This window comes from Stenotrophomonas sp. DR822 (genome assembly GCF_019793815.1).
Taxonomy (GTDB): Bacteria; Pseudomonadota; Gammaproteobacteria; order Xanthomonadales; family Xanthomonadaceae; genus Stenotrophomonas; species Stenotrophomonas indicatrix.
The window spans coordinates 4,037,794-4,057,988 of record NZ_CP081826.1 but is presented as its reverse complement, the minus strand read 5'-3'; the positions used below and the strand labels follow the sequence as shown (position 1 = coordinate 4,057,988).

At 67.8% G+C, this 20,195-nt stretch carries 15 protein-coding genes; 9 read left to right on the top strand and 6 right to left on the bottom strand.

What is annotated here, in order from left to right; genetic code table 11:
- The first annotated feature begins 114 nt into the window (after positions 1–114).
- The 5 genes from K5K93_RS18365 to K5K93_RS18345 all read left to right on the top strand — a co-directional run bounded on the left by K5K93_RS18365 (position 115) and on the right by K5K93_RS18345 (position 5,274).
- Positions 115–1,821, top strand: a complete 1,707-nt coding sequence (locus K5K93_RS18365; protein ID WP_222388632.1) for an alkaline phosphatase — start codon at positions 115–117, stop codon at positions 1,819–1,821.
- Complete coding sequence (locus K5K93_RS18360) at positions 1,818–2,363, top strand: WG repeat-containing protein (protein WP_222388631.1); 546 nt, start codon at positions 1,818–1,820, stop codon at positions 2,361–2,363. Before K5K93_RS18365 ends, K5K93_RS18360 begins: the two co-directional genes overlap by 4 nt.
- 459 nt (positions 2,364–2,822) lie before the next feature.
- Entirely contained in the window at positions 2,823–4,109 is a 1,287-nt protein-coding gene (tilS, locus tag K5K93_RS18355) for a tRNA lysidine(34) synthetase TilS (protein WP_261311875.1), read from the top strand.
- Between the two features lie 36 nt (positions 4,110–4,145).
- The gene (locus K5K93_RS18350) at positions 4,146–4,406 is read left to right on the top strand and encodes an exodeoxyribonuclease VII small subunit (protein WP_222388629.1); all 261 of its coding nucleotides are present in this window, start codon (positions 4,146–4,148) and stop codon (positions 4,404–4,406) included.
- Positions 4,396–5,274, top strand: coding sequence for a farnesyl diphosphate synthase (locus K5K93_RS18345; protein WP_093821187.1), 879 nt, complete (start codon positions 4,396–4,398; stop codon positions 5,272–5,274). Before K5K93_RS18350 ends, K5K93_RS18345 begins: the two co-directional genes overlap by 11 nt.
- 123 nt (positions 5,275–5,397) lie before the next feature.
- On the opposite strand, the gene K5K93_RS18340 is transcribed toward K5K93_RS18345, so the two are convergent.
- Positions 5,398–5,760 carry a DUF4870 domain-containing protein gene (locus tag K5K93_RS18340; RefSeq protein WP_089236364.1) on the bottom strand — a complete coding sequence of 121 codons (363 nt, stop codon included), beginning with the start codon at positions 5,758–5,760 and terminating at the stop codon, positions 5,398–5,400.
- Between the two features lie 88 nt (positions 5,761–5,848).
- Positions 5,849–7,216: a metalloprotease PmbA gene (gene pmbA / locus K5K93_RS18335; RefSeq protein WP_222388628.1), complete on the bottom strand. Its 1,368-nt coding sequence runs from the start codon at positions 7,214–7,216 to the stop codon at positions 5,849–5,851.
- A 68-nt stretch (positions 7,217–7,284) separates the two neighbouring features.
- On the opposite strand from pmbA, the gene yjgA reads away from it, so the two are divergent.
- Entirely contained in the window at positions 7,285–7,875 is a 591-nt protein-coding gene (yjgA, locus tag K5K93_RS18330; protein WP_093821183.1) for a ribosome biogenesis factor YjgA, read from the top strand.
- Positions 7,876–7,916: 41 nt separating this feature from the next.
- Here yjgA and tldD read toward each other — a convergent pair whose 3' ends face one another.
- From tldD to K5K93_RS18310, 4 genes are all read right to left on the bottom strand, one after another.
- Positions 7,917–9,362, bottom strand: a complete 1,446-nt coding sequence (gene tldD, locus K5K93_RS18325; protein WP_025879285.1) for a metalloprotease TldD — start codon at positions 9,360–9,362, stop codon at positions 7,917–7,919.
- Positions 9,363–9,425: 63 nt separating this feature from the next.
- The gene (locus K5K93_RS18320) at positions 9,426–13,295 is read right to left on the bottom strand and encodes a YhdP family protein (protein WP_222388627.1); all 3,870 of its coding nucleotides are present in this window, start codon (positions 13,293–13,295) and stop codon (positions 9,426–9,428) included.
- 30 nt (positions 13,296–13,325) lie between these two features.
- Positions 13,326–14,813 carry a ribonuclease G gene (gene rng / locus K5K93_RS18315; protein ID WP_025879287.1) on the bottom strand — a complete coding sequence of 496 codons (1,488 nt, stop codon included), beginning with the start codon at positions 14,811–14,813 and terminating at the stop codon, positions 13,326–13,328.
- Positions 14,806–15,414 carry a Maf family nucleotide pyrophosphatase gene (locus tag K5K93_RS18310; RefSeq protein WP_222388626.1) on the bottom strand — a complete coding sequence of 203 codons (609 nt, stop codon included), beginning with the start codon at positions 15,412–15,414 and terminating at the stop codon, positions 14,806–14,808. Before K5K93_RS18310 ends, rng begins: the two co-directional genes overlap by 8 nt.
- 130 nt (positions 15,415–15,544) lie before the next feature.
- Between K5K93_RS18310 and K5K93_RS18305 the strand changes: the two genes are divergently transcribed.
- From K5K93_RS18305 to K5K93_RS18295, 3 genes are all read left to right on the top strand, one after another.
- Positions 15,545–16,282 (top strand): SIMPL domain-containing protein, encoded by a 738-nt coding sequence (locus K5K93_RS18305; protein ID WP_222388625.1) that lies wholly within the window; start codon positions 15,545–15,547, stop codon positions 16,280–16,282.
- A 219-nt stretch (positions 16,283–16,501) separates the two neighbouring features.
- Positions 16,502–17,158: an energy transducer TonB gene (locus K5K93_RS18300; protein WP_222388624.1), complete on the top strand. Its 657-nt coding sequence runs from the start codon at positions 16,502–16,504 to the stop codon at positions 17,156–17,158.
- Between the two features lie 216 nt (positions 17,159–17,374).
- The gene (locus K5K93_RS18295) at positions 17,375–20,167 is read left to right on the top strand and encodes a TonB-dependent receptor (protein ID WP_222388623.1); all 2,793 of its coding nucleotides are present in this window, start codon (positions 17,375–17,377) and stop codon (positions 20,165–20,167) included.
- The last annotated feature ends 28 nt before the right edge of the window (positions 20,168–20,195 follow it).

The following is a 20,195-nucleotide window of genomic DNA, read 5'->3' as shown; positions in this document are numbered from 1 at the left end:
CCCAAGGCGGGCCGCAGAACGACCGCCCGCATGGCAAATCAGTGTGTCATCGGCGTGCCTTGCAGGGCCGGGCATAATGAACGTCCCGTTACACTTTGTGAGATCCCAGCGTCCATGCGTCGTTCCGTCTCCCTGTTGGCCGCCTGCGCCACAACCCTGCTGCTCGGCGCCTGCGCCAGCACTGCCCCCGCGTCCGCTCCAGCCGGCCTGAAGGTCAGCGTTGCCCCCGTTGCCCACCCTGCCGGTGAAACCCCGCAGTGGTGGTACCGCAGCGGCGCTGCGCAGGCAGCGGCGAACGGCGCGATGTCCGGCAAGGCCAAGAACGTCATCCTGTTCCTGGGCGACGGCATGAGCCTGACCACGGTGGCCGCCTCGCGCATCTACGAAGGCCAGCAGAAGGGCGGCTCCGGTGAAGAAAACCTGCTGTCGTGGGAGCGGTTCCCCGCCACCGCGTTCAGCAAGACCTACAACACCGATTCGCAGACCCCGGATTCGGCCGGCACCATGACCGCCATCACCACCGGCGTGAAGACCCACATGGGTGCGATCGGCGTCAGTGCCGGCAGCCGCACCGACTGTGCCGACAGCCTGTCCAAGGGCCTGCTGACCTGGCTGCAGCTGGCCGACAGCGCCGGCCTGGCCACTGGCGTGGTCTCCACCGCGCGCCTGACCCATGCCACGCCGGCCGCGACCTATGCGCATTCGCCCGAGCGCAACTGGGAAAACGACACCGACCTGACCGAGGCGGCCAAGGCCGCCGGCTGCAAGGACATCGCCCAGCAGCTGCTGTCGACCTCGCGTTACGGCCGCGGCCCGCTGGTCGCCCTGGGCGGTGGTCGTGGTGAGTTCACCACCGTGGAAGAGCGCGACCCCGAGTACGACGACAAGGTCGGCCAGCGCCTGGACGGCCGCAGCCTGGTGCAGGAATGGCAGCAGGCGCACCCGCAGGGCGCCTACGTGTGGAACAGCAAGCAGCTGCAGGCCGCCGCCAACGCACCGGCGATTCTTGGCCTGTTCGAGCCCGACCACATGCGTTACGAATACGAACGCCCGCAGGACCCCGCCGGTGAACCGAGCCTGGCCGAGCTGACCGCTGCAGCGATCAAGAACCTGTCGCGCCATCAGGAAGGCTACGTGCTGATGATCGAAGGCGCGCGCATCGACCACGCCAACCACAGCGGCAATGCCTACCGTGCGCTGACCGAAACCGTGGCCCTGTCCGATGCCGTGCGCGTGGCCAACGAGCTGACCTCGGCCGATGACACCCTGATCATCGTCACCGCCGACCATTCACACACCCTGAACTTCGTCGGCTACCCCGCCCGCGGCAATCCGATCCTGGGCAAGGTGAAGGACAAGGGTGGCGAAGACGGCGCCGGCAAGCTCGACTACGCGCTGGATGGCAACGGCCAGCCGTACACCACCCTGAGCTACGCCAACGGCCCCGGCCATACCGGCACCAGCAACCAGCAACCGGCCGGTCCGAAGCGCTACCCGCACAACCCCAGCAGCTTCGAGCCGGCCAACGGCCGCCCGAACCTGCACGACGTCGATACCGAGCATCCCGACTACATGCAGGAAGCGCTGGTACCGATGAAGTCCGAATCGCATGGTGGCGAGGACGTCGGCATCTGGGCACGTGGCCCGGGCAGCAAGGCGATCCGCGGCACCCTGGAACAGAACGCGATCTACCACATGATCGTGCAGGCCACCCCGGCCCTGCGCGATCGCCTGTGCCAGGCCGGCACCTGCGATGACAAGGGCGTACCGGTGGAACTGCCGGCACCGGCCACCTTCGAACGCAAGGCCGAGGCCAAGTGATGGCGCGGCCGGCACGCCCTGCTCTGGGCAGTCTCCGCCGTGCGCGCTGGCTGGCCCTGCTGGGCGTGCTGGCCAGTACCTGTGCGTCAGCGCAGGGGCCGGCCTGCAAGGTCATGACCGAAGAACACGGATTGTGGATGCTGCCCGGCTGCGAGGTCGTCGATGACAAGCCGCAGATCAGCGCGGAGACCCTGCAGGATCTTCCCTACGACGGCGATGGCCTGGCGCTGGTACAGACCGCCGATGGCTTCCACTACGTCGACCGTCGCGGCCGCAGCCAGGCGGTGATCGCCTGGGACAACGGCGCCGACTCCCTGCAGGAAGGCCTGTTCCGCGGCCGCGTCGGCGATCGCGTGGGTTATTTCAACGCTGCCTTCGAGCAGGTGATTGCGGCCACGTTCGATTTTGCCTGGCCGTTCCAGGACGGCGTGGCCGAGGTCTGCAACGGCTGCCGCCGCGGCACGCCCGATGGCGACGGGCATACGCCGATGGAAGGCGGTGAGTGGTTCCGCATCGATCGTTCCGGTCGTCGAGTGAAGTAAGGGTTTTTCGGCAGGGCTGCGCCCTGCACCTGCCGACGCCAGGCAACGGCAACGGCCAAAGCAACAGCAGGCATTCCGTGGGATGGCGGGGTGGGCCCTGCCTTCGACAGTTTCCTGCGCTCTGTCGGAACGGGATGGCCTTCCCTTGGTGGGTGTCGACCTTGGTCGACACGGGAATGGCCCAGAATTTCATTCGATATCTGACAGATTTCATCCACGCATGGCGTGGATCTACTGGCCACCGGCCAACTGTCGAAGGCGGGGTGGGTCCGGTTGCGGGGGCGTGAGCGCCATGGATGGCGCGACCGAGCTTACATGGACGTACTTGCAGCGTCCCCCGCAACCGGACCCACCCCGCCATCCCACGGAATGCCCGCTGTTGCCTTGGCTGTTGCCCTTGCATCGGCGGGTGCAGGGCGCAGCCCTGCCGACTCACCCACCCACCCTATACTTGCCGCCGTGACCGCCTTCCCCGCCCTCGTTCCGCTTGATGCACCGCTGCTGGTCGGCTACAGCGGCGGCCTGGATTCCACCGTGCTGCTGCACTGGCTGTGGCGATCGGCACAGGCGGCCGGCACGCCGCTGCGTGCCATGCACGTACACCATGGCCTGCAACCGGTTGCCGATGACTGGGTGCAGCACTGCCAGCAGCAATGCGCGGTGCTGGGCATCGAACTGGCCGTGCACCACGTGCAGGTCAGCCGTGATGACGGCCATGGCATCGAAGGGGCCGCCCGGCTGGCACGTCGCGCTGCATTCAGCGCCGAGCTGCAGGCCGGGGAAACCCTGGCGCTGGCCCAGCACCGGGACGACCAGGCCGAGACCTTCCTGCTGCGCGCGTTGCGCGGTTCGGGCATCGATGGGCTGGCGGCGATGACCGCTGACAGCCGCCTTGAGGGCCATCGGCTGTGGCGGCCACTGCTCGATGTGCCGCGCAGCGCGCTGCGGGCTTACGCGACGACACACGGCCTGCAGTGGATCGAAGACCCCAGCAACGGCGAAGACCACGCCGACCGCAATTTCCTGCGCCTGCGGGTGCTGCCACTGCTGCGCCAGCGCTGGCCGCATGCCGCCGCCGCATTGGCCGGCAGCGCCGCGCATTGCGCGCAGACCCGTGCATTGCTCGATGAAGAAGACGCCGAACTGCTCGCTCACCTGGAAGTGGCACCCCGGGTGCTGTCGCTGGAGCTGCTGCGCCAGGTTGCACCGGAGCGTGCTGCGCGGGTGCTGCGTGCGTGGGTGCGCCGCCATGGCGCAGCCCCGTTGCCGGCGCATGTGCTGCGGCAAGTACAGAACGAATTGATGGCGGCAGGTGCCGATCGGCAGTCGCAGGTGCGTTGGCAGCAGCACGCCATCCGCCAGTGGCGCCAGCACGCCTACCTGCTGCCGGCAGCGTTGCCGGCCCTACCGAAGGACTGGCACGCGGCCTGGGACGGCCGTGTACCGCTGCAGCTGCCCGACGGCGGCCAGCTGCGCCTGCTCGGCACGGACCGCTTCGAACACCCGCTGGACCTGCGCGCCCGCCAGGGCGGCGAGCGCATCGTGCTGCCCGGCCGTACGCATTCATCCGCGTTGAAGGATTGCCTGCAGCGCGAGCACCTGGCGCCTTGGCGACGCGCACAGCTGCCCCTGCTGTTCGACCAGGGGCAGCTGCTGGCGGCCGCCGATGTAGTCATTGCCGCACAGCTGCAGGCCTGGCTGCAGGCACGCAATGCGCAGTTGCAGTGGCATCCGGGCGGCTGGTGAATTGACCCTTGCGCGCGCGCCGTCCACACTTGTCGCATGGTCAAGAAGTCCCCCGAAAACGCCTCCCCGGTCGCCCAGTTCGAGCAGTCGCTCGAATCGCTGGAACAGCTGGTGGAGCAGATGGAAACCGGCGAGCTGAGCCTGGAAGCTTCGCTCAGTGCTTACGAACGTGGCGTCGGTCTGTACCGCCAGTGCCAGCAGGCGCTGGAGCAGGCCGAACTGCGCGTGCGCCTGCTCAGCGATCCGGCCCAGCCCGAAACCGCCGAACCCTTCGATCCGCCCAGCCATGACGGCTGAGGCGTTGTTCGCGCGCTGGCGCGACCGTATTGAAAGCCAGCTCGACGCCGCCCTGCCCTCTCCGGCCGAAGCACCGCAACGCCTGCACCAGGCGATGCGCTATTCCGTACTCGGTGGCGGCAAGCGCATGCGCCCCTTGCTGGTCTATGCCGCCGGCCAGGTGTTCGGCGCCCAGCTGGACAAGCTTGATGCCGCAGCGATGGCGGTGGAGCTGATCCACGCCTACTCGCTGGTGCACGACGACCTGCCGGCGATGGACGACGATGCCCTGCGCCGTGGCAAGCCGACCACCCACATCGCCTTCGACGAAGCCACCGCGATCCTCGCCGGCGACGCCCTGCAGACCCGTGCGTTCGGCCTGCTCGCCGATGCACCGCTGCCGGCGGCATTGCGCGTGGCGTGCCTGCAGACCCTGGCCCATGCCTCCGGCGCGGCCGGCATGTGCGGCGGCCAGGCGCTGGACATCGATGCCACCGGCCAGCAGCAGTCGCTGGCAGCCCTTACACGCATGCATGCGCTGAAGACCGGTGCGCTGATCCGCGCTGCGGTGCGCATGGGCGCGTTGTGCGGTGATGCGCCCGAACCCGTGCTGGCCCAGCTCGACGGTTTCGCCGATGCGCTCGGCCTGGCCTTCCAGGTCCGCGATGACATCCTCGATGTCGAAGCCAGTTCCGAGCAGCTCGGCAAGACCGCCGGCAAGGACCAGGCCCAGGACAAGAGCACCTTCCCTGCCCTGCTCGGCATGGACGGTGCCAAGGCGCAGCTGCGCGAACTGTCCGCGCGCATGCAGCAGGCGCTGGCGGGCTATCACGAAGAAGCCGATGCGCTGCGCGCGCTGGCCACGCTGGCCGTGGAACGCGATCACTGATTGCAGGCATGGATCTGCCGCGCTGCGCGTTCGCCGGGCATGGCCCGGCGCTACCCTACGCGCCATACACGGAAACGCCCGGCATTGCCGGGCGCTTCTTTTTACGTCGTTGATCGTTGCCGCTTACTTGATCAGGCGCAGTGCGAACGGGTAACGGTAGGCTTCACCATTGTTCGCCTTCACCGCAGCGATGATGCTGAAGACCAGGCTGAGCAGGCCGACGATCGGCGCCAGGAACGCACCGATGACCACGAAGGTCAGGATGATGCAGGCGAACATCGCGATGGCGACGGTGATCTGGAAGTTCAGCGCCTCCTTCGACTGATCGGTGACGAAGGCCTTGCTGGCGTCATCCTTGTTGATCAGCCAGATGACCAGGGCGCCGATGAAACCGGTGAAGATGCCCAGCAGGTGCGCTGCCAGGGCCATGGTGCGCTGGTCAGCGGGTACGCTGGTCGCCGCCGGGACGTTCTCGAATTCGCTCACGACAAAACTCCTTTTTTATTGGGTGGTCTTGACCGACCGGCGGCAAGCCGGTCGCGTCAGGCGGGCCTAGCTTACGCCATCAATGGCATCAATCATTGCCGGCGATCGTCATCCGTCCCACCAGGATCGAGCCGGTGCGGATATGCGAGCGCGGATCGACGTCGCTGCCGACCGCCTCGATGGCCATGAACATGTCCCGCAGGTTGCCGGCGATGGTGATGCCATCCACCGGATACTGGATCTGGCCATTCTCCACGCGGAAGCCGCCGGCGCCGCGCGAGTAGTCGCCGGTCACCCCGTTCACCCCCTGCCCCATCAGTTCGGTCACCAGCAGGCCGCTGCCCATCTGCGCGGCAATGTCCTGCAGCGAACCGGCATTGGCGGCCAGCTGCAGGTTGTGCACGCCGCCGGCATTGGCGGTGGTCCGCAGGCCCAGCTTGCGCGCCGAATAGCTGCCCAGCACGTAACGCTGCAGCACGCCGTCACGCACCAGGGCCGAGGCACGCGTGGCCACGCCGTCGCCGTCGAAGGCGGCCGAGCGCAGGCCACGGCGCAGGTGCGGCAGCTCCTCGATCTGCATCCAGTCGGGGAACAGCTGCTGGTCGACGCTGTCCAGCAGGAAGCTCGCCTGGCGGTACAGTGCGCCGCCGGAGACCGCCGACAGCAGGTGGCCCACCAGGCTGCGCGCCACTTCCGGCGCGTACAGCACCGGCATGCTGCCGGTCGGCAGCGAACGCGGCTGCAGGCGGGCGATCGTGCGCTCTGCGGCGCGACGACCGACGCTGGCCGGATCTTCCAGGTCCTCGCGGGCCAGTGCGCCGGTGTACCAGCCGTCGCGCTGCATGCCATCGCCGGTGCCGGCGATCAGCGCACAGCCGATCGAATGATGGGTTCCGCGCTCGCGGCCGATGAACCCATGCGAATTGGCGTAGACCGACACGCTCTGCATGCTCGACACCGAGGCGCCATCGGAATTGCGGATCTGCGCATCGGCTTGGCGGCCCGCGGCCTCGCAGGCCAGCGCCAGGTCCACCGCGCCGTCGGCCTGCAGCTCCCAGGGGTGCCAGCCATCCAGTTCGGGGAAGTCGCGGGCCATCAGGTCGGCCTCGGCCAGGCCGGCTGCCGGATCGTCCTCGGTATGGCGAGCGATCGCGCAGGCCTGCTCGACGGTGGCCAGCAGGCTGGCCTCGTGCAGGTCGGCGGTACTGGCACTGCCCTTGCGCTGGCCGAAGTAGACGGTCACGGCAATGCCGCGGTCACGGGTTGACTGCACGGTCTCGACCTCGCCGAGACGGACATTGACCTCCAGCCCACGGTCTTCGCTGCAGCTGACCTCGGCTTGGCTGGCACCCAGAGCGCGGGCACGCTGCAGCAGCTGCTGGGAGATGTCGGCCAGCCGTTCCAGCCGGGCCGGGCTGTCGTCGCCGACGGCGACTTCAGGGGCGATCACGTTCAATGCTTTATCCTGTGCGGGTTGGGCCCGGCATCACGCCGGGCGACTTTTTTTGAAATCAGGTATGGACGATGCGCGGACGCGACGAAGAAACCGGTGAATTCCACGACAAGAGCCGCAGCCAGAACCGGCGCGATGCGCTCGATGTCCTGGCCCTGGGCGAGAAGCTGGTGTCGCTGACCCCGGCCCAGCTGGCGCGCCTGCCGATCCCGGAGGACCTGCTGCCGCACATCGCCGAGTGCAAGCGCATCACCGCCCATATCGCGCACAAGCGGCAGCTGGCGTTCCTGGCCAAGCACATGCGCCGCGAGGACGATGCCGCGCTGGACGCGATCCGCGATGCGCTGGATGCCAACAGCGAAACCGGGCGCCGCGAAGTGGCGATGATGCACCGTGTCGAAGACTGGCGCGAACGCCTCATGAATGAAGGCGACAAAGCGCTGGCCGCGCTGCTGGATGACCATCCGCAGGCCGACCGCCAGCAGCTGCGCACGCTGGTACGCAATGCCCAGGCCGAAAAGGCCAAGAACAAGCCGCCACGCGCCTACCGCGAGATCTTCCAGGTGCTGCGCACGCTGATGCTGCCGGCCGCGCTGGGCCTGAAGGCGTCCGCTGAGGACGTCGACGCAGACGAACCGGTCGACGACGCCGACGAGGACTGAGTCCCCGTCGGGCAGGGCGGTGGCTGTGGCCATCGCCGTGCTCAGGCCTGGGTACCGCCGACGGTGATGCCCTCGATCAGCAGCGACGGCTGGCCGACACCGACCGGCACACTCTGCCCGTCCTTGCCACAGATGCCCACGCCCTCGTCCAAGGCCAGGTCGTTGCCGACCATGCGCACCTTCTGCATGGTTTCCGGGCCATTGCCGATCAGGGTCGCGCCCTTCACCGGCGCGGTGATCCGGCCGTCCTCGATCAGGTAGGCCTCTGTGGCCGAGAACACGTACTTGCCGCTGGTGATGTCGACCTGGCCGCCGCCGAAATTGACCGCGTACAGGCCCTTCTTCACCGAACGGATCATTTCCTGCGGGTCATGCTGGCCGGCGCGCATGTAGGTGTTGGTCATGCGCGGCATGGTCATGTGCGCGAACGACTCGCGACGGCCGTTGCCGGTCGGCGCCACGCCCATCAGCCGCGCGTTGAGGCTGTCCTGCATGTAGCCGACCAGGATGCCGTCCTCGATCAGCGTGGTGCACTGGGTCGGGTGGCCTTCATCATCGATGTTGAGTGAACCACGGCGCCCGTCCAGGGTGCCGTCGTCGACGATGGTCACCCCCGGGGCGGCCACGCGCTCGCCGATCCTGCCGGCGTAGACACTGGTGCCCTTGCGGTTGAAGTCACCTTCCAGGCCATGGCCGACCGCCTCGTGCAGCAGCACGCCCGGCCAGCCCGGGCCCAGCACCACCGGCATCACCCCAGCCGGCGCCGGTACCGCTTCCAGGTTCACCAGGGCCTGCCGCAGCGCCTCGCGCGCAAAGGCTTCCGGGCGGCCATCGGCAAACAGCGCTTCATAGCCGTAGCGACCGCCGCCGCCGGCATAACCCGACTCACGGCGGCCGTTCTGCTCGACGATCACCTGCACGTTCAACCGCACCAGCGGGCGTACGTCGGCGCCCAGCACACCATCGGTGCGGGCAACCAGCACGGTATCGACGCCACCGGACAGGCTGACCATCACCTGCTTCACGCGCGGGTCGGCCGCGCGCAGGTAGCCATCCAGGCGCTTGAGCACCTCGACCTTGGCTTCGTTGCCGATGCCGTCGATCGGATCCAGCGCCGGATACAGCACGCGCGCATCGCCGCGCAGCAGCGAGCGCCCGGTCTGGGCGCCGCCTTCGCGCGAAATCGCACGTGCCGACTGCGCTGCGGTCAGCAATGCACCGGCATGGATGTCATCGGAATAGGCAAAGCCGGTCTTCTCGCCGGCAATCGCGCGCACCCCCACGCCCTGCTCGATGGAATGGGCGCCGTCCTTGACGATGCCGTCCTCCACGCTCCAGCTTTCGCGCCGGGCGTGCTGGAAATACAGGTCGCCGAAGTCGACACCGGGGCCGAGCAGTTGGCCGAAGGTGCGCTCCAGGCCAGCGGTATCCAGGCCACCGGGGCGCAACAGGCGATCTTGGGCAAGCGTCAGGGCGTTGTCAGTCATGGTCTCGATCTGGGGGTGTGAAGGCGGCCAGGCAAGGCCGCCCTGGGGAAACGAGGGCCGCGCTCAGCGCGGTGGCGGTGGTTCGGTGACGGTCGGCGGCACGGCCGGCAACGGCGGCAGGCGCGGCGGCGGCGCGGGTACTGGCGCACGTTCGCGGCTGCGCTCGATCACCTCCACCTTGGGCTCCTTCCAGGGGCCGGTCACCTTGTAGGTGCGGGCACCGATCTCGCCCAATGGCTTGGACAATACCGCATTGGTGGCTGCACCCAGCGCTGCGCCCACCGGGCCGCCGGCCACCGCGCCGACCACGGTCAGCAGGTTGCCGGCGCGCGGGTTGACGTCGATGGTCTGGTCGAACTGCTGCTTGCGCAGGTCGGCCTGGCCACGGATGGTGATGTTCGCTGCCGGCCCTTCGATCAACACCTTGTCGGTACGGGCCATGCCCTCGCCGAACTGCACGCTGCCCTCGACCTGGTTGAACGCGAAGCCCTTGGAGAAGAAGTCGCGGAAGTCGAACATCAGCCGCCGCGGCAGCTGGGTGACGCTGAGCAGGCCCAGCACGCGGCCGGCCCCCGGCTCCAGCTCCAGCAGCTGGCCATTGCGGGCATTCACATCGAGCTGGCCCTGCAGGTTGCCCAGCTGGAAGTCCGACGGACCGCCGGGCCACGAGGCCTGCAGCTGGGCGTGGCCGGAACCACCGCGCAGCTGGCCGCCGTAGTCGAGGTTCTGCAGCAACCCGCCCAGGTCTTCACTGCGCACCTGCGCATCAAGCGCGGTTCGCGAACCGCCACCCTTGCCAAGCCAACGGCCACGGATGTCGATCTCCTGGCTGGGGGCGCGGAACTGCAGTTGTTCCACGCTCAGGCCGTTGGCGATCGGCCGCGTACGCAGCACGGCTTGGCCCAGCACGACCTTGCCGAACTTCAGGTCGGCGATGTCCAGTGCGAACGGCGGCAGCTTGGCCGGGTCCATGTCGTCGGCACCGGCCTGCACCCGCGCCGGTGCCGCCGTGACTCCGGGAAGGGTCGGCAGCGATTGCCAGTACACGCGCTCGAGCTGGCCGCTGATGGTGCCGCCATCGGCGTTGGGTACAGTCAACTTGCCGGCCAGCGAGGGGCCATCCAGGCGCACGTCCAGCGCCTGCGGGCCGGGGTGCAGCTGCAGGCGGGTCTGCTCGAACACGCCGCCGATCAGCATCAGCTGGCCGACCTGCACGTCCACCGCGCGCAGCGGCATCGGGTCGCCATCGCCACCGGCGCCACGGGCCAGGCCGATCCATTCCAGCGCATCCAGGGTCGGGCTGCGGCCATTGATGGTCAGCCCGCTGGGCGGTGGTTCGCGGTCAACGTGGTCGCTGCCCAGGGTGACCTGCACGCCGGTCTGGTTGTTGTGGCTGCGCGCGGCCAGCGCCAGGCGCTGGCCGAACGCCACGTCGATTCGGCCGGCGCCCATCGGCAGCTGTGCGGCCACGGTGGTCGGCAGCGATTCGTTGGCCGGCTTCTGCAGCGGTGCCGGCAGGTCCAGGCGGGTGCCCAGCAGATCCGAGCGCAGGCGCAGCTCGCTTGGCGGCGCTGGTGTACCCGGCGCGACCTTCGGCAGGTTCACCGCGATGGTCCACGGCGAGGTGCCGTTGATGTAGGGCTTCAGCCAGGCCATTTCCGGTGCGCGGTCGATCAGCACGCCCGCATCGAGCGTGGCGGCCAGTTCCGATTCGAAGGCCAGCTTGGGGTCACGCACGAAACCACCGGCGCGCAGGCTCAGCCGGCCGTCCTGGCCGAGGTGGCGCACGGCCAGTTCCTCGGCGGCGAAGCCGGCGTTGCTGTAGCGGGCCTGCCCGCGCATGTTGTCGAATTCCAGCTGGAAGCGCTTGTCGACCAGCTTCAGCCCGGCCAGGTCCACCGTGCCCTGCAGGTGGCCACCGCCCTGGTCATGATGCAGGGGCTGCAACAGGTCGAAATGCACGTTGGTCGGCCCGCTTGCCGCCAGGTTGTCCAGGGTGTCGCCGTATTCCTTGTGCAGCGGGCTCTGCCGCAGCATCGCCAGCAGCTTGCCGGCGTCGCCCTGGCTGTCGGCGCGCACGTACAGTGGCTGCTGGCCGAAATCCTGGATGCCGGCTTCGAACGTCTGTACCGCCACGCCGGCCAGATCGCCGCTTCCCTGCATGTGGAAGCCCGGGCCGATGAAGGCGACATCGGCATCGACCTGGCCCATCAACGGCCAATCGTGCTGGAAGCGGATGTCACCGTTGCTGATGTGGCCGGTGGCCTCGAAGCGGCCATCGTTGTTGTCGAACGGCCAGTCGTCCAAGTCACCACTGACCAGGCCGATGCCGTTGCGCACCTGGCCGCCGGCCAAGGCCATGTCCAGCCAGTCGGTGGCGCCCTTGCTCATCCTGGAATGGATCCAGAAACGCTTGGCCGCGGTCATCGGTACGTCGTCCAGCTTGGCCGCCAGCTGCATCCACGGTCGGGTGCCATCGCCCTGGAACCAGAGACCACCGCGCACGTCGGCAGCGTAGTCGGTGCCTTCCACACGCATTGCCGGGGTGCCGATGCGCCAGCCACCGGCCTCGTCGCGCCAACCGACGATCTGCCCGGCCAGGTGCAGGTCGTGACGCACGCCGAAACCGGTCGGCCAATCGAACTGCAACTGGCGCTGGGGCTGCAGCTGCAGGCTGAAGCCGTCGGCATCGCCCTCGAAGCGGCCGCCCAGGCCGCGCAGGCCCGGCGAGTTGCCAACACTGGCAAAGCCCAGCGACTGCAGCTCGCCCTGCACCCACAACGGGCCATCCTGCTGGCCGCGCAACTGCAGCTGCGCCACGTCCAGTTGCGGCTTGGCCAGGTACAGCCAATGCCGCAGGCCCGCGTCCAGGCGGTCGCTGAGCGCCAGCGCGCGCAACGCGGTACCCGCCTGCGCTGCTGCGGCCTGCACCTGCATCTGCTTGCCCACCCGCAGTTGCAGCCCGTCCAGCTGCTGCTGGCTGCCATCGGCCTGCAGGCGCAGGCGCGGCACCTGCAGCGCCCAGCCTTCTGCCGTCCGCTGCCAACGCAGGCGCGCCTGCAGCCGTTGCAATTGAATCTGCGGGCGCGCCACGCCAGGCATCGGCGCGCCTTCGACACGCAGATCACGCAGGTCCGAATCGGTGATCAGCGCCACCGGGGCGAAATCACGCAGCGTCAACCACAGGTTGAGCTCGCCCTTACCCTCGCGCAGGCGCATGCCGCCGGCCGCCAGCAACGGCGCCCAAGCACGGAAATCGATCGGATCGGCGCCTACCCAGGCCTGGCCGTTGCCGCGCTGGCGATCCAGGTCCAGCACCGCCGTCAGCGGCAAGGCGTCGGTCTGTGCCCAGGCACGCACGCCCACCCGCAGGCGGTCGCCATCCACGCGCAGGCGCAGGTCGATACGTGGCAGGGTGGCATCGAGCCCCAGCGCTGGCGCATGCACGCCGAGGCGGCCACCAATCACCTGCAGTTCGCCCAGCCGGCGCAACGCATCCAGCGGATCGCCGCCAGCGCGGGACTGCGGCAGGCCGCGCACCGACCAGCGGCCATCGGCGGCCTGCTGCAGGTCCAGCGCCAGGCCGCGCAGGCGCAGTTCGGTCAGCGAGCGGCCCGGCAACAGGCCGCTGTACATCGACACAAGCACCTCGGCATCGCCGATGGCCAGGCCCTGGCCCGCGCCGATGCGCAGGCTCTTCAACTGCAGCAGTGGACCACGTCGGGTCCAGGCGGTGTCCAGGCGTTCGAAGCGCACCGGTTGCCCGGCGCGCGTGCTCAGCCAGGCTGCGATCCGGTCCGGATGGCGCTCAGCCAGCGGCAACAGCTGGCTGAGGGTACCGACCAGCAGGGCAAGCCCGACCAGGCCGACCGCGCATGCGGCGATGAAATGACGGCGGATCCTTCGCAGTCGCAGGCGCGGCGGCGCGCTCATCGGCCACCGAAAGCAGACAGTCGGCCTGGATCAGAGCAGAACAACATCGAACTGCTCCTGCAGGTACTGCTCGTCCGCCTGGAAGCGGATGCTCTTGCCGAGGAACTCCTCCAGCTCGGCCACGGCCGTGGATTCTTCATCGGTGATCCGCGCCACCACCTTGCTGGACGCGATAACCAGCAGGCGCGCGGCATCGAACTGGCGCACCGCGCGGGTGATCTCGCGGAAGATCTCGTAGGTCACCGTTTCGGTGGTCTTGATGGTGCCGCGGCCACTGCACTGCGGGCAGGTTTCCGACAGCTGGCGCTCCAGGCTTTCCACCGTGCGCTTGCGCGTCATCTCCACCAGGCCCAGCGGCGAGAAGTCGTACACCGTGGTCTTGGCATGGTCGCGGGCCAGCGCCTTTTCCAGCGTGCGCAGTACCTGGCGGCGATGCTCGGCGTCATCCATGTCGATGAAGTCGATGATGATGATGCCGCCCAGGTTGCGCAGGCGCAGCTGCCTGGCCACCGCCTGCGCGGCCTCCAGGTTGGTGCGGAACACCGTCTCTTCCAGGTTGCGCTGGCCGAGGAACGAGCCGGTGTTGACGTCGATGGTGGTCATCGCCTCGGTCTGGTCGATCACCAGGTAGCCACCGGATTTCAGCGGTACCTGCTTGTCCAGCGCACGGCCGATCTCGTCCTCGACCCCGAACATGTCGAAGATCGGACGATCGCCGCTGTAAAGCTCGATCTTCTCTGCCAGCACCGGCATGTACTTGGCCACGAACGCCTGCAGCTGGGCGAAGGTCTCCTTCGAGTCCACCTTCACCTTGTCCACGTCCTTGCGGATCAGGTCGCGCACCGAACGCAGCGGCAGGCTCAGGTCTTCATAGATGTTGCTGCACGACGCCGCCTCGCGGCCGCGGCGCTCGACCACGTTCCACACCCGTGACAGGTAGGCGATGTCTTCGGCAATGGCCTCGGCCGGCTGGCCCTCGGCATTGGTGCGCACGATGTAGCCGTAGCCACCGTGCTGGGCCGACAGCTCGGTCACCAGCGCCTTCAGCCGCGCGCGCTCACCTTCGTCCTCGATGCGCGCCGACACGCCCACCACCTTCGACTGCGGCAGCAGCACCATGTAGCGCGAGGGAATGCTGATCTGGGTGGTCAGGCGTGCGCCCTTGGTCCCGATCGGATCCTTCACCACCTGCACCACGATGTCCTGGCCGTCGCGCAGCAGCTCCACGATCGGCACGCTGGATGGCGGCGGCAGGGTCGTGTTCTCGGTATCGGCGCTGGCCACCGGCGCCGGCCGCACCACGTCGTTGGCGTGCAGGAACGCGGCGCGCTCCAGGCCCACTTCGACGAATGCCGCCTGCATGCCCGGCATGACCCGTTGCACCTTGCCCTTGTAGATGTTGCCGACCACACCCCGGCGCCAACCGCGCTCGATGTGCAGCTCCTGCAGCATGCCGTTCTCGATCACCGCGACCCGGGTTTCGCGCGGGGTCACATTGACCAGGATTTCCTCAGACATCGGCAGCCTCCCTGGCGGCATCAGCAGTTGGGGCCAGCACGCCGCAGCGGGCCAGCAGACGATCGGTATGCAGCAACGGCAGCCCCATGACACCGGAGTAGCTGCCGGAAAGGTGTTCGATCCAGCGCTCGGCACCGCCCTGGATGGCATAGGCACCCGCCTTGTCCAGCGGCTCGCCGGTGGCGACGTAGGCAGCGATGTCGGCGGACTCGATGGCGGCGAAGGTGACCTCGGAAACAACCAGTTCGCTGTCCAGCCCGCGCGCATCCACCACCACCACGGCGGTCATCACCTGATGGGTGCGCCCGGCCAGCCGTGCCAGCATCGCCCGCGCGTCGGCCGCGTCGGCCGGCTTGCCGAATACTTCGCCATCGAGCACCACTTCGGTATCCGAGCCCAGCACCCGCGCCTGCGGGTCATCGGCCAGCACCCGCGCCAGGCCGGCGCGCGCCTTGTCGGCGGCAACCCGGCAGACATAGTCCTGGGCACTTTCAGAGGCCGCGCGCTGCTCGGCGACCTCCAGGTCCAATGCCTGGAAAGGGTGTCCGAGTCGGGCCAGCAGCTGGTTGCGTCGGGGGGAGCGGGAAGCAAGATAGAGCATCGACACAGCATAACCTGACGCCGGTACCTGAATCGTCGGACAATCCTCCCTGGGCGCCTGCAACCCCGAACGGACTCACAACGCGTTCATCGCTACGACACCACCCTCACTGCCACAACAAGGAGATCCCATGCGCCGCACCGCCACCCCGCTGCTGCTTGCCCTGTCCCTCGCTCTTGGAGCTTCGATGACCGCCCATGCCGCCCCGTCGTCGCCGTCGATCGCCGCCGCGGCCGAAGGCACCCTGCTGAACATCTCGGCCAACGCCGAAGCCACCCGGGTGCCGGATGTGGCCACGCTGTCGGCCGGTGTGGTCACCCAGGCCACCGACGGCAACAGCGCCATGCGCCAGAACGCCCAGCAGATGGACAAGGTACTGGCTGCGATCAAGGCCGCCGGCATCGCCGAGCGCGACGTGCAGACCAGCGGCGTCAGCCTCAACCCGCAGTACCGCTATGCCGACAACGAAGCCCCGAAGATCACCGGCTACCAGGCCAGCAACACCGTCAGCCTGAAGGTCCGCGACATCGCCAAGCTCGGCAAGGTGCTGGACGCGCTGGCCGCGCAGGGTGCCAACCAGATCAACGGCCCGCAGTTCGAGATCGACCAGCCCGAGCCGGTCTATGACGAAGCGCGCCTGGCGGCACTGAAGAAGGCCCAGGCCCGTGCGCAGACCTATGCGAAGTCGCTTGGCCTGCAGGTGCGCCGCATTGTCAGCATTTCCGAGAACGCCGGTGGCGGTTTCCGCCCGATGCCGATGATGCGTGCGCAGGCCGCCGGCATGGCAATGGACAAGGCCACCCCGGTCGCCCCGGGTGAGTCGACCGTCTCGGTGAACCTGGACGTGGTGTTCGAACTGGGCCGCTGAGGCGCCTTGCGTTCAACCGACGGCGCCCTGCGGGGCGCCGTTTTCGTTTCCACCGCCGCCGTGCCGGCAGCGTTACATGAAGGGCAGCCCAACGCTGCCGCCCCTGCCTCTAGGCAGTGGTGGAGGCGGCGCGCTAATGATTGACTGCCAGCCGCGTGCGGCAACCCCGATGGCGGCCCTGGTGCGTTGAGGACTTCGACACTGGCATGGAGGTGGACCATGGTTCGTACGTATCCCGTAGTACCCCTGCACTTCGATCCCGCCCGCGTTGCCGCCTGGAGTGCGGCCATCGCCCTGCATCTGCTCGCGTTCCTGTTGTTGCTGATCCCGGCGACCTACCAGGCCATCACCGCGCTGCCGCGCGATCAGACCACGGTACGGTTCATTCCCAGGGAAGAGCCCAAGCCGATCGAGCCGCTGCCGGTACCGACCAAGCCTGAAAAGGTGGAGGTGGTGCACAAGCGGCAGGCCACGCCGGTGCCTGCAACGCTGCCGACGCCCACCGCGACCGTCGAGGAGGCCCAGGGCATCATCCTGCCGGCGGCCGAGCCGACCGCAGTGCAGGCTGCGCCGACCATTGCCCCGTCCACGCCGCTGGCCGGCGCCCAGCTGCAGTACCGCAGCAACCCGCCGCCCAGCTATCCGATCCAGGCCCTGCGCAATCACGAGCAGGGCACGGTGCTGCTGCGGGTGGAAGTGGACCCCAGTGGCCAGCCGGTGAACGTCAGCATCGAACGCAGCAGCGGCTCGCGCAGCCTGGACCAGGCCGCCCGCCAGCAGGTGCTGCGCCACTGGCGTTTCGTGCCGGCCGAGCGTGATGGCATGGCCGTTCCCGCCATCGGCATGGTGCCCGTGCAGTTCTCCCTGCCCGACTGAGCCACGGACCGGCCCGGCAGCACGCCGGGCCGGTCACAACGGTGAATGGGCCCGAACAGGGCCAAGCTGCCCGGTTATTTGAACTTCGTTGGAAAACCGTTACGAATTTAGTAAAACTTCACACCTTCGTCACCTGCCGGAAACCTAGATTGACGCGTCCCGGGACACACCGGAGACAGCCCTCAATGCTCGAGTTTTCCAGTCAGGAGAGAAGCTGTGAAACACCCGATCCAACGGCCCGCCAGCCGCCGCCGCAACCACCTGGCAACGTCCATCACCCATATCCTCACCGGCGGTGCCCTGCTGCTCGCCGGGGCCGTGGCTTCCTCTTCTGCTTTCGCGCAGGAACAGGCCACCAACCTTGACCGGATCACCGTCACCGGTTCGAACATCCCGCGCACCAACACCGAGACACCGTCGCCGGTGCAGGTGGTGACCCGCCAGGAAATCGATCGCACCGGCAAGACCTCGCTGGCCGAGTACCTGCAGACCATCACCGCTGATGGTGCCGGCTCCATTCCCAAGACCTTCGGCAACGGCTTCGCCGGTGGCGGCGCCGGCATTTCGCTGCGCGGCCTGGGTGCCGGCTCCACGCTGGTGCTGTTGAACGGCCGCCGCATGGCCACCTATGGCCTGGCCGATGACGGCCAGAAGGTGTTCACCGACCTCAGCACCATCCCGCTCGACGCTGTCGAACGCGTTGAAGTGCTGAAGGACGGCGCCTCGGCGATCTACGGCTCCGACGCCATCGCCGGCGTGGTCAACATCATCCTGCGCAGCGACTTCCAGGGCGTGATCCTGCGCGGTTCCTACGGCCTGTCCGGCGACAGCGACGGCGACGCCAGGAAGGCGACCCTGACCGCGGGTACCGGCGACCTGGCCAGCGACGGCTGGAATGCATTCTTCAGCCTGGACGTCGGCAAGACCGACGCCATCAAGATCAGCGACCGCAAGAACCGCAAGTGGATCGGCACGGGCGACACCCGCCAGTGGGGCTATGACAAGACCGCGCAGTTCCTGGGCGGCGCGTACACCCGTGGCGGCACCTCGGGCGGTTCCGGTCCGAACGGCTCCTACCTGGACGCGACCGGTCATCTGGTCCCGCTGCCGGGCTGCGCGGGCTTGACCACCATCGGTGGCCAGACCCCTGCCAGCATCGCCACCGACGGCTGCCTGTTCGATCCGGCGCAGCAGTACCGCGACCTGATTCCGGAAGAGAAATACGTCAACGTGTTCGGTCGCGCCAGCTTCGCCTTCGGTGAAGGCGGCGAGGTCTACACCGAGATCGGCTACTCGAAGAAGCAGACGATCTTCAGCAATACCCCGTCCGGCGTATCCGGCGGCTGGGGCTATCCCGGCGGTCCGGTCAACGCCAACAGCGGCTCGGGCGCCACTACGCTCGGTGCCACCCACCCGGACAACCCGACCGGTGCGCCGGTGCGCCTGCGCTACTCGGCCTGGGACGTCGGCCCGCGCGTTACCAACAACACCAACGAGTTCAACCGCTTCCTGGTTGGCGTGAAGGGCAACTGGGGTGACTGGAGCTACGACACCGCCTACCTGCACTCGGGCACCGACCTGACCAACAAGCGCACCGGCTTCCTGAACTACGACAACGTGCGTTGTGCATTGGCCAACCCGAACTGCGCCGGTGGCGTGTGGCGCATCGGCGACAACGCCGGCCAGAACTCGCAGGCACTGTACGACTTCATCTCGCCGATGATCAGTGCACGCGCCAAGTCCAGCCTGGACATGTTCGACTTCACCATGTCGCGCAGCCTGATGGACCTGAAGGGTGGCCCGCTGGGCCTGGCGTTCGGCACCGAATGGCGCAAGACCAGCAACAGCCTGACCCCGCAGACCTTCACCGACACCGGCGACATCATCGGCCTGGGCTATTCGGCCTACGACGGCACCCAGAACGTGTACGCAGGCTACGTCGAACTGTCCGCACCGGTGCTGGAGCAGTTGGAGCTGTCGGCCGCCATGCGTTACGACAAGTACGAGAGCGGTGAAGGCAAGGCCACGCCGAAGCTGGGCGTGAAGTGGACCCCGGCCGACTGGATCGCCCTGCGCGCCAGCTACGCCGAAGGCTTCCGCGCGCCGAACCCGGCCGAGAACGGTGACGGTGGCTTGGCGGCCTTCTCCACCGCGGTCGACCCGATTCGTTGCCAGATCAGCGGCAACAACGCAGCGGAGTGCGGCGCAAACTCGGTGGCGATCATCACCAAGCCGAACAAGCTGCTGAAGCCGGAAGAGTCCAAGAGCTACTCGGTCGGCATCGTGCTGCAGCCGACCTCGTCCACCTCGATGACCGTCGATGCCTGGCAGATCAAGCGCACCAACGAAATCGTGCAGGGCAGCACTTCGGCGGCGATCCTCGCCGGCAACGTCCTGCGTGACAGCAACGATCTCAATGGCGTGGCCAACAGCGGCACCATCCTGGCAGTCAACACCGCCTACGTGAATGCCAGCTCGTCGCGCGTGCGCGGTATCGATACCGATATCCGCCAGACCTTCGATATCGGCCCGGGCCAGCTGGAGCTGGACCTGCAGTGGAGCCACATCCTGAAGTTCGAGCGTACCGAAGGTGGCGACACGGTTGACTACGTGGGTACCCACGGCAACTGCGATGTCACCAACTGCATCGGCACGCCGAAGGACAAGGTGAACTTCGGCACCACCTGGAAGCAGGGGCCGTGGAGCGTCAGCGCCGTTGCCAACTACATCAGCAAGATGGAGAACAAGGACAAGCGTGGCGGCGACTACCTGGCCTTCTACGCCGATGGCGAGCCGGTGAAGAAGATTTCTTCGTTCACCACGATGGACCTGTCCGGTCGCTGGAGCATCAACGATTCGTTCGAACTCAACGCCTCGGTGGCGAACGTGTTCGACCGCATCGCCCCGCTCGATCCGACCACCTACGGCGGCGTGAACTACAACCCGATGCACTTCTCCGGTGCGCTGGGCCGTTATTACACCGTCGGCTTCAAGTACACCTTCAAGTAATACCGCTGCCGCTTCACCTGCAAAGGCC